Below are 13,404 nucleotides of genomic sequence, written 5' to 3' on the forward strand. Positions count from 1 at the left end.
TAGTCGCGTTACGGCTCTTTTCGACCATTTATTTAGATCTCCTTACCTTTAGGCAAATTTTTTTAAGACGATGGTTGCATTATGCCCACCAAAACCAAAGGTATTAGACATTACCACATTAAGCTCTTGTTTTCGAGCACTATTAGGGACATAGTCCAGATCACATTCTGGATCTGGCTCTCCATAGTTTATCGTCGGCGGGATCGCGCCCCGCTCGATAGCGATAGCACAAATAATGGCCTCAATCGCTCCGGCAGCTCCGGTTAGGTGTCCAGTCATTGATTTGGTCGAACTAATCGCCAGTTTGGCTGCATAACTTTCAAATACGGTTTTAATGGCAGCCGTTTCCGTTGCATCATTAGGCCCAGTGCCAGTTCCATGAGCATTAATATAATCAACATCTTCTGCACTTACTTTTGCATCCTCTAAGGCAAGGCGCATAGCACGAGCTGCTCCAGCTCCACCAGGAACCGGAGTCGTAATATGATAGGCATCTGATGTGCTTCCATAACCGGCCAGTTCAGCATAAATACGCGCACCACGTGCCTTGGCGTGCTCTAACGATTCTAAGATCAAAACTCCTGCTCCTTCACCCATGACAAAACCGCTACGTCGTTTATCAAAAGGGCGGCACGCTTGTTCTGGATTGTCTTTTTCTGTAGACATCGCCTTCATGGCACAAAAACCAGCAAACGCTAACTTTGTAATTGGGGCCTCTGTTCCTCCACAAAACACAACATCAGCCTCTCCACGTTGGATCATTCGCAACGCTTCTCCAATCGCATTGGTTGCTGAAGCACAAGCCGTGGCAACGGTCATACTAGATCCTTGTAAACCGAACTCTATCGATAAATGTCCAGCCGCCATGTTGCTAATCAGCATAGGAACAAAAAATGGGCTAATCCGACCACTTCCCTTATTCATGAGCACCTCTTTTTGTTCTTCGAACGTTATCACACCACCAATCCCGCAGCCCATAACAGCCCCAGCCCGTTCTTTATTCACTTTTTCTAAGTCCAGCCCAGAATCTGACAAGGCCATCTTTGCTGCTGCAATGGCAAACTGAGCAAAACGGTCCATGTGGCGACTTTCCTTTTTATTGATCCACTCAGTTGGTTCAAAATCTTTAACCTCTGCCGCAACCTTAGTTGGCAACTGTTCAGTATCAAAACGGGTTAACAGGCCGATTCCGGACTTTCCTTCGATTAAGTTGTTCCAAAATTCATCCAGTTGGTTTCCCACGGGAGAGACAACACCCATCCCTGTAATAACTGCACGGTGTTTCAACACTCTTCCTCCTTAAAGCTGAGTATACCTTTTTTGATATCCTCAAAGATTTTATGCACCGATAAAACTTCTTTAATTTTATGAACATTAGCCCCAGAAAATATAAGACCCTCCCGCACATCACCCTCTTGGGCCATAACTAAGCGACTGATAATGCAGAAATTCCCCTCACACTGCTTAAGGCAACCCCTACATTTCGTCGGCTTGACATCAATTTTATCATCGAGTAATTGGGTAAAGGGATTCTTTATTCCCCGGGCCGGCATTCCGACAGGACTATGAATGGACACGATGTCTTCTTCAGTAGCTTTTAGCATTTCTTCTTTCCAAGCTAGAGCTGCACTGCTCTCTTCGCTTAGCGCAAAGCGAGTTCCCATTTGCACCCCATCAGCGCCGAGTTTCAGTGTCTTGGCGACGTCTTGTCCATCAATAAAGCCACCCGCACCGATTACAGGAATACTGACCGCTGCTATTACTTCTGGGAGGATATCGTGTATTGATCGATCCGTACCTAAATGCCCGCCAGCCTCAACTCCCTCCACAATCACTGCAGCGGCCCCCAACTTTTCAGATAGTTTAGCAAGTTTAGCAGAGGAGACAATCGGCACGACCGGAATGCCCTTTTCCTTGCCCCAAGTGAACATATCCCTAGAAAAGCCAGCTCCGGAAACCAAAAGATCAATCTTCTCGTCAAACGCGGCGTGAACCAACTGAGCGAACTCACGGACAGCGAACATAATATTTACCCCAATAATCCCTTTAGTGCGCCGACGTGCTTCACGAATTTCTGTAATCAGTTCCTCCACAGACAAACCACTACCTGCAATTATTCCGATTCCGCCCTCTTCAGCAACAGCCGCTGCGAGAGGAGCCATGGATATCCTTACGGCCATTCCTCCTTGTATAACAGGAATTTTAGCCACTAAATTGCCAATACGAAGTTCGGGTATTTTCACAATGTTTCCTCCCTGTCAGGTTCTACCTGAACTATAGTCAGGTATGAGTAGCAAAACTTCTAAACATCTATCTGAACTCTCCCCCAGAATCGTGGTTCGTTGTTCGATGTTCGATGTTCGAATAACGAATATACCCCTACATAAACTTACTAAACTCAGCTGAAATTCAAAACTTCAACAGGAGCAAGTTTCATTACAAACAAGTATTCAGGAGAAAGATTGTCTTCCTAAAAGAAAGCCCCGCATCAGAGTACGGGACCTTTTCTTGGTTATTTGTTATCCTGGATGTAGCTCACTGCATTTCCAACTGTCCGGATCTTTTCAGCTTCCTCGTCCGGAATATCCAAGTCGAATGCCTCTTCAAGAGCCATAATCAATTCAACGATATCCAAAGAATCCGCATTTAGCTCTTCAAAGGAGGTCTCTGGGGTAACATTGGCTTCATCTACCCCAAGTTGTTCGACGACGATGGCTTTTACTTTATCGAAAACTCCCATGCTGCTTCTTCACCTCCTCTCACAGATCAGATTGGTTATATTTCCATACCTCCATCGACACAAAAGGTTTGACCTGTTATGTAAGATGCCTCTGGGGACACAAGGAAACGAACTGCTTTGGCAACGTCTTCAGGCTTTCCTAAGCGGCCGAGCGGGATTCCGCGCAAGACTTCACTTTGGACCCCTTCTGGTAAGGTTTCCGTCATATCTGTAATAATATACCCAGGAGCAACCACATTGACGCGAATTCCGCGGGGTGCCAGCTCCTTGGCAATGGACTTTGAAAAGCCGATAACCCCGGCTTTAGCTGCCGCATAATTGGCTTGCCCTGCGTTTCCGGAAAGACCCACTACAGAGGAAATATTAACAATAACACCTGACCGTTGTTTGAGCATTCCTTTGCTTACTGCTTTGGTGCAGAGAAAAACTCCTTTGAGATTTGTAGCCAAAACCGCATCCCAATCTGCTTCTTTCATGCGGAGCAGTAAAGAATCTCGAGTAATCCCGGCATTGTTGACCAGAATATTAATTTTCCCGTAATGGTCTAAGGTGGTTTGAATTAACCGATCAACATCATCTGCTTGACTAACATCCGCTTGAACGGCCAGACACTCCCCACCAGCTTTACGGATCAGCTCGACCGTTTCCTCTGCTTTATCGGAACGTCCTGCGTAATTAACAACAACTTTCGCACCCGCAACTGCTAATTCCAGAGCAATGGCGCGCCCGATCCCACGCCCACTCCCCGTAACAATCGCAACGCTATCATTCAGCATCATTTTAACGACTCTCCTTCAAATATGCAAGTGACTTTTTTAAAGACGCCATATCCTCGACGCGGAGAAGATTAACACCTGGGGCTATTTTTTTAATTAAACCAGTTAGGACTTTGCCGGGTCCGCACTCTACAAAGGTATCGACCCCTACGTCCAACAGATAACGAACCGATTGCTCCCATCGAACAGCACCGCTAACTTGCTCAATTAACGTGTTCACAGTACGCTCAGGCGAAATTACCTCTCTGGCGTCAATGTTCGCAATCACAGGGCAACGAGGAGTATTCCAAGACACACTCTCTAAAACCGGCTGTAGATCTGCACCAACTTTGTCCATAAGGTGTGAATGAAATGGCCCGCTCACTACGAGCGGTATTGCTCGTTTCGCCCCCAACTCTTTCGCCCTCTCTATAGCAAAAGCAAGCGCCTTAGGTTCTCCAGAAATAACCACCTGTCCCGGGCAATTATAATTCGCTGGGGCAACCACGCCTAACTCTGCAGCACTAAGGCAGGCTTCTTCCACCTGCTCAGCCGAAAGCCCCAAGATCGCAGCCATACCACCTCCACCAGCCGGAACAGCACCTTGCATGATTTCTCCACGTTTCCTAACGACCCGTAAGGCCTCAGCCAAGGTTAGACTACCCACAGCTACATGGGCAGAATACTCGCCGAGGCTGTGCCCGGCAACATAATCCGGCTCAATGCCTGCCTCACGCAGGAGCAACCCAGCCACTGCACTTACTAGTAATATTGCTGGTTGGGTGTTAGCGGTCTGTTGAAGTTCTTCTTCTGGTCCTTCCTCTAGTACAGCGATGAATTTATTCCCTAAGATCTCCAGTGCAGTCTCCCGCGCGTCGACTCCGCTAGGAGACTGAAATAGTTCCTTTCCCATTCCGACATACTGAGATCCTTGTCCTGGAAAAACAAAGGCCAGCTTACCCAAAATTTAGGCCCCCCTCTCCCCAAACCGTGCAGAAAGACGCTCATATTCTTGTTCTGCAGATTGCATGATGTCCCGAATAATATCGGCTGCAGGCTCAACACGTTTAACCGCCCCAGCGATTTGACCAGCCATAATTGAACCGTTCTCAACATCTCCGTCTACCATAGCTAATTGTAATCTTCCGACGCCCAACTTCCCGATCTCTTCAGGCGCCATCCCTTCCCGTTCATATTCATCAATTTCACGGGTAAAGTGATTATCCAAACAACGAACTGGATGACCAGTTGAACGGCCTGTAATTACAGTAGCACGGTCTTTAGCTTGAATAATTTTAGCTTTGATAAGAGGCGAGATTGTACACTCTTCTGCGCACATAAAACGTGTCCCCATCTGCACCCCTTCAGCGCCGAGGGCTAAGGCTGCTATGAGGCCTCGACCATCCACGACCCCTCCGGCAGCAATGACTGGGATTTTAACTGCGTCAACCACTTGCGGAACTAAAGGTAAGGTTCCTATCTCACCAATATGTCCACCAGACTCCATTCCTTCGGCAATTAAAGCATCTACCCCGGCCTTTTCCAACCGCTTGGCTAACGCAACAGAGGCTACCACAGGAATCACCTTGGTGCCAATTTCTTTAAGCATGGGCACATACTTACCGGGATTTCCTGCCCCTGTCGTAATCACCGGGACACGTTCCTCAATAATAACCCGCATGACTTCATCCACAAATGGAGACATCAGCATAACATTAACTCCAAATGGCTTATTGGTAACTGCTTTCACTTTATGAATTTCTTGCCGCAACCAGTCGGCTGGGGCATGTCCCGCACCAATGATGCCTAAACCGCCACCTTCCGAGACAGCGGCAGCTAATTCTCCAGTTGCAACCCATGCCATTCCGCCTTGGAAAATCGGATAATCAATCCCGATCAGTTCGCAAATTTTCGTTTTTATCATTGTTTTAATCATTCTTTTAACCCTACTTTCGTCCATTTCAACACACAAGCTCCCCAAGTAAGCCCTGTACCAAATCCAACCATAACGATGATATCCCCCTCGGCAAGGCGTCCCTCTTTAATCACTTCATCAAGGGCCACAGGAATGGATGCTGCCGACATATTACCATACTTGTCCAGGTTTACAACTACCTTTTCTGGTGAAATTCCCAGACGTTTAATCGCAGCATCGACAATCCTGATATTTGCTTGATGTGGGACTAGCAGATCCACATCTTCTTTCGTTAAACCGGCCTTCTCAAGAACCTTTAGAGAAACATCCCCCATAATCCGAATAGCAAATTTATAGACTTCTTTACCCTCCATCTGGAGAGTATGTAAGTTCTTGCCTACTGATTCCAAGCTTGCCGGACACTTTGAACCGCCCGCTGGTTGACTAAGCAACATACCGCCAGAACCGTCCGAACCTAATTCAAAACTCAAAAAGCCAAATCCTTCTTGGACCGGTTGTAAAACTGCAGCCCCCGCCCCATCACCGAAGAGAATACACGTTGAACGGTCTTCCCAGTTCAGAATTTTACTCATTGTTTCTCCGCCAATGACGAGTACGGTTTTATACATTCCCGTAGCAACAAACTGACTAGCGGTTGCCACTGTATAAATAAATCCAGTACATCCTGCTTCCAGATCAAAAGCCGCGGCATTTTTTGCCCCTAAACGCTCTGCCACGAGGCAAGCAGTCGCCGGAAATGCATAGTCAGGTGTTATCGTCGCCACGATAATGAGATCAACCTCTTCAGGGTCAATCTGAGCGTCCTCTAAAGCTCTCAAGCCCGCAAAGTAACACAATTCCGAGACAGGGGTGTCTTTCGAGGCGATATGCCGCTCCTTAATTCCAGTGCGTGTAGAGATCCATTCATCCTTTGTGTCCACAATCTTCTCTAAATCCGCATTAGTTAAAACATTTTCGGGAAGATATGATCCTGTCCCCACAATACCAACACTTCGCATAGTCACATGTCCTCTTTTCTGTTTATTAAACATCAGACTCACTTAGGAAGCTCTTCCCGAATCTGTTCAATAAAATGCGTTTGCACACATTCCTGGGCTACCCGGATGGCATTTAAAATCGCCTTCGCTTTTGAACTTCCATGACATATAATACTAATCCCATTGACCCCAAGCAAAGGGGCCCCGCCATACTCAGCATAATCCATCATCTGAGCGAACTCTTTTAAACCCGGTTTGACGGCCATTGCCCCTAGCTTACGGATCGTGGTTGAAGTAATTTTTTCCTTAATGACTTGAACAAATACCCCTGCCAGCCCTTCAGCCGTTTTAAGTAATACATTTCCCACAAAACCGTCACAAACAACCACATCAGCACGCCCATAGGGGACATCCCGTCCTTCGACATTTCCGAGAAAATTGATGGGCGCTTCTTTAAGCAACAGGTAGGCTTTCTGGGTCAGTTCATTTCCTTTCCCTTCTTCACTGCCTACATTGAGCAGACCAACGCGCGGATTTGGAATCCTCAAGATTCTTGCTGCATAAATGCTGCCCATCAGTGCATATTGGCAAAGTTGCTCTGGTGTCGCATCTAAATTAGCTCCGACATCGAGAATAAGCTTCCCTCCCTCCACAGTCGGAAGCACTGTGGCAATAGCAGGTCTTTCAATTCCCTTTATGCGCCCTAAACCGAGAAGTGCAGCAGCCATTTGTGCTCCAGTACTTCCCGCACTCACGACGGCATCCGCTTCTCCTTGCTTTACTAATCGGGTCGCAACCACTATCGTAGCATCCTTTTTCTTACGAACGGCATTGGCAGGGTGCTCGTCCATCCCGATGACCTCCGTAGCTTCAACAAACGATATGTTCTTAGGTCTCGTGCCTGTTAAGGAGGGAAGCACCCGCTCTTTTGGCCCCACCAAAATGAGATCTACTTTAGGATTCTTTTCTGCAGCCATCAGTGTCCCTTTTATAATCTCCTCCGGGGCATAATCGCCACCCATTGCATCCACAGCAATTCTCATTTATTCCATCTCCGTTTCCCGTACATCCTCAAGCCCAACAATTGCAAAAAGAACCCAGGTTCCTCGGAGCACTTCCTCCGCATCAACTTTTACCGATACTTGGACCCAATATTTACTCTGCTTACGTTTGAGCACTGTTCCTTCAGCAACAGCGATCTCACCTAACTGAACTGGTCGTAAAAATTTTAGTTCGACACTCCCCGTCAAGGCCATCGGCGCATCCACTAAGCTAATGGCTAGAGAATTAGCCTGGGCAAACAGATAATGTCCGCGAGCAACTCTCGCCTTAGTCAAGACCATGCTTTCATCAATTAGCAACTCAGAACGGGCTCTCTCTCCAATAACCAGTTCTAACAGTTTCCCGATCAATTCCTGATCATCTAAAGACTTTAATGTTGAGTAAGCTTCTTGAGCTACCACCCGGGTTCTTTCTCGAAGTTCTGGGATACCCAGTTCACCACGATCTAGACGAATGGTTGAGACACTCACTTTAAATCGCTCTGCAAGCTCTTCGTCGGTAAAGAATGGATGCTTGGAAAGTGCTTCTCCTAATACTTTACGGCGATCTACTTTACTATATCGGGCCATCTATATCACCATTTCTCACCCTACTTACAATTTCCTGATTAATATTCTCTGACTAACAATACCATGTCGCGGTTCGAGGACCTAAGTTCGCGCTCACACCTCGAACATTCCATCGGAATTACGACCTGGTCACAATTATAAACCATCGCGCTTCACTTATCAATAAATAACCCTGTCGAAGGTAGATGGAAAATGGAATAATAGCTTATAGACAATGTAGGGGCACGATACATCGTGCCCCTACATTGTGGTAAAACAAAAGAGCCCCTGTTTCAGAGCTCTTTGTTCTTGCGCGCTAAACCTTAAGATTCTACAGCAATAACTACCTTTGAATTATAATACCCACAGCTAGGGCATATATAATGAGGCATTTTCGGTTTATGGCATTGGGGGCATTCGATGTGGTTTGGTGCAGTTATTTTCCACATAGCCCGACGTTTGCGTACTCTTGATTTTGATTGGCGATGTTGCGGTACACCCATAATTACACCCCCTTTAGGTTCTCTAAAATTAATTAGTCATTGAATTGCCACTTGGCCAGTGCCGCTAACCGAGGGTCAATGTTGCTCTCCCCGCAATGACACGGAGTCTGATTTCGGTTCGCACCACAGGTCGGGCATAATCCCTGACACTCTGCTGAACAAATAAACTTCATCGGCAAAGCTAACACAATTTGTTCAAAGATTCGATCCTTGATCTCGACCTCATCTTTGTCCAAAAGAAGTGCTGTCTCAAGCTGATCTTCGGTTGCCAGTGTTCGGAAAACCCATTCGTCTTGGAAGGAGAGACTAAATGGATAAACAAACGTCTCTAGACAACGTCCACACGTAGCTTTAAGATCCGTGTGAATCGTCCCGTGAACCAACAAAGCTTTACTTGTGTTGTTTACCTGAAGTTGAACATGTACCGGTGCTTGAAACGAAAGGGCTTCTATTCCCAAATCGAAGGAAGAAAAATCTTCGACCAAATCGAAACGGGCACTTCCACCTTCCTTATTACGAACCTGGGCTACATTCACTTTCATATTATCCACCCCAATACACATCCACTATTATAGTTGGCACATTTTTCTTTGTCAAGTGAAAACTCTTTACTTAGTATATTATACTCCTAATCCACTTCTAGGATTCTTACTTCTTTTAAATGGGGGTTTCGTTTGCACAGGTAGTTTAAATACGTACTTCTTACTCTTCACGAGACCCAAATCAGAGAAAAGCTTAGAGAGCACAAAACGTCAAATCGACAAGCGAATAACAATGCAGCGTGCGCGAACACGATAGTCTCCAGTGACGATAGTCTCAGTGGAGATTATCGCCGAAAGCGCACGGCCCATAACGAATACTATCGCGCTGAGGATTAGTATCGCCGAAGGCGCTAACCCATAACGAACACTTATCGCCGTAGGATGCTAAGAAACTTCTTCTCCACCTTAGCGAGTTAATTCAAACGTATCTAAAGCAATCATCAGTTCTTCATTGGTCGGGATAACCAAAACCCGACAAGAGGCATTCGTTGCGGAAACATCCGCTTCCACACCCCGGACCTTATTTTTTTCTTCATCAATGTTTACACCTAGGTAGCTCATATTAGCGCAGATAGCTGCTCGCATGGTAAATGAGTTTTCTCCCAGTCCTGCCGTAAATATAATAGCATCTACGCCATTTAACGCTGCGGCATAAGCACCAATATATTTTTTAGCGTCATAAGCAAAAATCTCTAAGGCCAGCTTAGCACGGTAATTTCCTTCTTCTGCAGCCTTCTCGATGTCCCTAAAGTCACTGCTTACCCCTGAAACCCCAAGAACACCACATTTTTTATTTAGGAAATTATCGATTTGATCGGAATTTAGATTTTCTTTTCGCATAATATAGGTAACAATTGCTGGATCCAAATCTCCAGAGCGTGTTCCCATCAAAAGCCCTTGCAATGGAGTGAAGCCCATCGAAGTTTCAATGGATTTTCCACCTTTAATGGCGGTAATAGAGGAACCATTACCCAAATGACAGGTAATAATCTTTAGTTCTTCTGCTGGTTTTCCGAGCAGAGCGGTAGCACGCTGACTGACATATTTGTGAGATGTTCCATGGAAACCATATCTGCGAATTTTATATTTTTCGTAAAGTTCATAAGTTAATCCATAGAGATACGCATAATCAGGCATAGTTTGATGGAAAGCGGTATCAAAGACTGCTACTTGTGGAATCCCTGGCATAAGTTTCTGGCATGCTTCAATTCCTGCAATATTAGGAGGATTATGAAGTGGAGCTATCTCGATGCAGTCTTGGATGGCCTGCATAACTGCATCATCAATTAATGCAGATTTTGCAAAATTCTCTCCGCCATGTACAACTCGATGTCCAACCGCCGCAATTTCTTTTAAATCTTTAACCGCCCCGTATGTAGGGGACACCAAGGCCTTTAACACGAGCTCAATGGCAACAGTATGATTCGGGATTTCAGTTGTAATAACTTCTTTATCTCCAGAAGCCGTGCGATGTGTAAGTACAGCGCCCTCAAGACCGATGCGTTCAACTAACCCTATACCGACTGTGTCCTTTGTAGTCATGTCTATCAATTGATATTTTAGTGAAGAACTCCCACAATTTACAACAAGAATTTTCAAGTATTATGCCCCCTTATATTTTTTCTACCAATCCATGACTTTTCCACTAGCATTTAGAAGTAACTTGACCCAAATAACAAAACTAGTTTTCCACTTTTACCAGATGTAACCTTTTTGAGTTTGCTTACTCCATGAGTGTAGCACAAAATTTTAGGTGTTTTCAAGCCCCAACATGATTATTATTAAATTAATTTCAGAAAATTTCTAATATTAAGGCTTTGGTTTAAGCCTTAATTTTATAACTTGTTCAAACTGAAAAGTCCGACTTCTAGGGACCAAAATTCCTCCATATAAATTATGAAGGAAGGTGATATTTTCATGTCCACAGTTGCCCGTGCGTTGGCCTTAAGTCTCCTTGCCCTCAGCATGTTTATCTATCCTCAGGAAGTACTTAGCTCGGCAGGCGAAGGCTTGACCTTATGGTGGCGTTTTGTCCTCCCCGCTTTACTCCCCTTTTTCATCCTTTCCGAGCTCCTGATGGCGGCAGGATTTGTCCACTTTCTCGGTATTCTTCTGGAAGCGTTCATGCGTCCGCTTTTTCGTCTTCCCGGCAAGGCGGCCTTTGTTGTGGCCATGGGATACACATCAGGTTTTCCAATGGGAGCTGTGCTGACTGCGCGGCTTCGCCAAGCTGGAGAAATCACCCGTGAAGAAGGGGAACGTCTTTTAGCCTTTACTAATAACCCTAGCCCTGGATTTATGTTTGGTGCTGTAGCCTCTGGGATGTTGGGTAAACCTACGCTTGGCATCTTATTGGCCAGCTCTGTTTATCTTGCAAACATCATTGTTGGAATTCTTTTTCGTTTCTATCGCGTGACACCGGGTTCTCGGCAAGCAACCCATTTGCCTTCATTCAAAAGAGCATGGTATGAAATGAAAAACGCCCAGGCCAAAGACAACCGGGCTTTTGGACAAATTCTTGGTGATGCCATCAGACAAAGTACAACGACTGTCCTTATGGTTGCTGGTTTTATGGCCTTTTTTTCAGTGATCCTACGACTCTTAAACACCTGGCATATTACCCTGATATTAGCCACTCTTAGTCACAGTGTCATCCGTATTGTTCAGATTCCTGTTTTCCTAGCATTTTTCAATGGTCTTTTCGAAATGACGTTAGGTTGCCAGGAGACAATCCAAGCCCTTTCTTCACTTCATCAACAGGTGGCACTTATAACCCTCCTGATGGGCTGGGGGGGGCTTTCAGTATTCGCCCAAGTCGCTGGATTAATTAGCGGAACTGATTTGCGCTTTTCTTCATTTGTGGTTGCTCGGGCCCTTCAAGCAATTATTGCTCTAGGATTAAGCCAACTCTTCCTCTTAGTTGCCAAAGTGCCGACCTTTTCCTTTTTTCCGACCCAAGTTCCAAGCACATCGGCTCTCTGGTGGAATACATGGCACTTAAGCTCCCTGATCTTTGTTGGGATCATGACTATTTTTCTAATGTTCACCTTGATTCGACAATCAGTGCGCTAAAGCAACCTTGTTTTGACTCTGGCAAGTCGTACGAAAGAGAGAAGGGCGTTATTCCCCCTTCTCTCTTTCGTAGTTACCCGGCTGATCGCGTTCTTCTTTGGCTAACCCTTTTAATTGCTCGCGATTTTTACGCAATGCTTGAAGCGTTTCGTACAAACTCTGCTCTACATGCTGAAGCATTTCGTCGGCGTATTGGACAGCTCCAATTTTAACTTCATGGGCAAATGTTTGTGCCTGTCGAACAATGTCTTCTCCATAGCTCTGAGCCTGTTTAACCACTTCATTTTCTACTGCCATCTTATCGACGTAATTTTTACCTCGCTCCATGATTCTCTGGGCTTCCACTTGAGCTTCATTTAAAATCCTTTCTCGTTCTTTCAAAACCCATTTAGCATTCGTCAACTCTTCAGGCAAGGCCGCACGTACGCGATCTAATAATTCAAAGACGACTGTATCATCGACCAAAACTTTCCCCGTCATCGGGATCTTAGGCCCATGGTCTACAATTTCTTCCACTTCATTAAGTAAACTTAAGATATCACTTTCCACTTATATCCTCTCCCTCGTCATACATCCATTCTCTGTAAATACCATACCTTTGTGTCGCCATACTCGCCTGTTTTACGAATCTCAAACGGAAAAATATCACCATTTAATTCTTCGTCTTTAGCTGTTTCAGCGACGATAACGCCGAATGGTGCTAAATAAGAGTGCTCCTTAAAAGTCAAGATTGCCTTAGAAACAAGTTCCTTATGATAAGGCGGATCCAGAAAAATAAGATCAAAAACTTCAGCAGGGTATCGGTTTATATACTTAAAGGCGTCCATCAATAAAAGTTTGGCCTTTGGGCTTACCCCAACTTTTTCAAGATTTTCACATATGACCTTATGAGCGTTAAGACTCTTCTCTACCAGCACTGCTTCCCGCGAACCACGGGAAAGTGCTTCAATCGCTAGATTTCCGGTTCCAGCAAATAGATCTAATACCCGGGCATCCAAGACCTTATCCCCTAAAACATTAAAAATAGCACCCTTCACTTTATCTGAGGTCGGGCGCGTTAGCGTTCCTTCTACCGCCTTAAGTTGACGACCACGCATCTCACCTGCAATAATCCTCATAAATCCTCCATATTATATTATAGCAGAGCTTATTGAGCTTTACAGCCACCAATATAGATATTTAGAAAATACCTTCATCTATCAGTATACCATAGCGAGTGTGAATTTCTTCTCTGAATATCATGCATATCATTTTAGTTTTTGCCTATAC

The 13,404-nt window shown here is 45.3% G+C and carries 15 protein-coding genes; 1 reads left to right on the forward strand and 14 read right to left on the reverse strand.

Going from position 1 to position 13,404, the window contains the following annotated elements; all coding sequences use genetic code 11:
- Positions 1-48: 48 nt before the first annotated feature.
- The 12 genes from fabF to DOT_RS14910 form a co-directional block, all read right to left on the reverse strand.
- Positions 49-1,290 carry a beta-ketoacyl-ACP synthase II gene (gene fabF / locus DOT_RS14860; protein ID WP_083824124.1) on the reverse strand — a complete coding sequence of 414 codons (1,242 nt, stop codon included), beginning with the start codon at positions 1,288-1,290 and terminating at the stop codon, positions 49-51.
- Positions 1,284-2,243, reverse strand: a complete 960-nt coding sequence (locus DOT_RS14865) for a nitronate monooxygenase (protein ID WP_009620327.1) — start codon at positions 2,241-2,243, stop codon at positions 1,284-1,286. The genes fabF and DOT_RS14865 overlap by 7 nt, the downstream gene beginning before the upstream one ends.
- Before the next feature lie 269 nt (positions 2,244-2,512).
- On the reverse strand, positions 2,513-2,740 hold the full coding sequence (gene acpP, locus DOT_RS14870) for an acyl carrier protein (protein WP_009620329.1): 228 nt from the start codon (positions 2,738-2,740) through the stop codon (positions 2,513-2,515).
- Positions 2,741-2,775: 35 nt separating this feature from the next.
- Positions 2,776-3,519, reverse strand: coding sequence for a 3-oxoacyl-[acyl-carrier-protein] reductase (gene fabG / locus DOT_RS14875; RefSeq protein WP_040412337.1), 744 nt, complete (start codon positions 3,517-3,519; stop codon positions 2,776-2,778).
- Position 3,520: 1 nt separating this feature from the next.
- Entirely contained in the window at positions 3,521-4,459 is a 939-nt protein-coding gene (fabD, locus tag DOT_RS14880; RefSeq protein WP_009620333.1) for an ACP S-malonyltransferase, read from the reverse strand.
- A 3-nt stretch (positions 4,460-4,462) separates the two neighbouring features.
- Positions 4,463-5,419 carry an enoyl-[acyl-carrier-protein] reductase FabK gene (gene fabK / locus DOT_RS14885; RefSeq protein ID WP_009620335.1) on the reverse strand — a complete coding sequence of 319 codons (957 nt, stop codon included), beginning with the start codon at positions 5,417-5,419 and terminating at the stop codon, positions 4,463-4,465.
- A gap of 8 nt (positions 5,420-5,427) precedes the next feature.
- Positions 5,428-6,429 carry a beta-ketoacyl-ACP synthase III gene (locus DOT_RS14890; RefSeq protein ID WP_009620337.1) on the reverse strand — a complete coding sequence of 334 codons (1,002 nt, stop codon included), beginning with the start codon at positions 6,427-6,429 and terminating at the stop codon, positions 5,428-5,430.
- A gap of 38 nt (positions 6,430-6,467) precedes the next feature.
- On the reverse strand, positions 6,468-7,451 hold the full coding sequence (gene plsX / locus DOT_RS14895; protein WP_009620339.1) for a phosphate acyltransferase PlsX: 984 nt from the start codon (positions 7,449-7,451) through the stop codon (positions 6,468-6,470).
- Positions 7,452-8,039, reverse strand: coding sequence for a transcription factor FapR (gene fapR, locus DOT_RS14900; protein WP_009620341.1), 588 nt, complete (start codon positions 8,037-8,039; stop codon positions 7,452-7,454).
- A 302-nt stretch (positions 8,040-8,341) separates the two neighbouring features.
- Positions 8,342-8,521, reverse strand: a complete 180-nt coding sequence (rpmF, locus tag DOT_RS28770) for a 50S ribosomal protein L32 (RefSeq protein WP_083236817.1) — start codon at positions 8,519-8,521, stop codon at positions 8,342-8,344.
- Positions 8,522-8,553: 32 nt separating this feature from the next.
- Positions 8,554-9,063: a DUF177 domain-containing protein gene (locus tag DOT_RS14905; protein ID WP_009620343.1), complete on the reverse strand. Its 510-nt coding sequence runs from the start codon at positions 9,061-9,063 to the stop codon at positions 8,554-8,556.
- 405 nt (positions 9,064-9,468) lie between these two features.
- Entirely contained in the window at positions 9,469-10,662 is a 1,194-nt protein-coding gene (locus DOT_RS14910; protein WP_009620345.1) for an acetate kinase, read from the reverse strand.
- Between the two features lie 318 nt (positions 10,663-10,980).
- Here DOT_RS14910 and ylbJ point away from each other — a divergent pair, with 318 nt between their 5' ends.
- On the forward strand, positions 10,981-12,135 hold the full coding sequence (gene ylbJ, locus DOT_RS14915) for a sporulation integral membrane protein YlbJ (RefSeq protein ID WP_009620347.1): 1,155 nt from the start codon (positions 10,981-10,983) through the stop codon (positions 12,133-12,135).
- Between the two features lie 48 nt (positions 12,136-12,183).
- On the opposite strand, the gene DOT_RS14920 is transcribed toward ylbJ, so the two are convergent.
- A complete protein-coding gene (locus DOT_RS14920) occupies positions 12,184-12,684 on the reverse strand; it encodes an ATPase (RefSeq protein WP_009620349.1) in 501 nt (166 codons plus the stop codon).
- Positions 12,685-12,701: 17 nt separating this feature from the next.
- Positions 12,702-13,253, reverse strand: coding sequence for a 16S rRNA (guanine(966)-N(2))-methyltransferase RsmD (rsmD, locus tag DOT_RS14925; protein WP_009620351.1), 552 nt, complete (start codon positions 13,251-13,253; stop codon positions 12,702-12,704).
- Positions 13,254-13,404 lie beyond the last annotated feature (151 nt).

It is taken from the genome of Desulfosporosinus sp. OT, from assembly GCF_000224515.1.
In the GTDB taxonomy this organism is placed as follows: Bacteria; Bacillota; Desulfitobacteriia; order Desulfitobacteriales; family Desulfitobacteriaceae; genus Desulfosporosinus.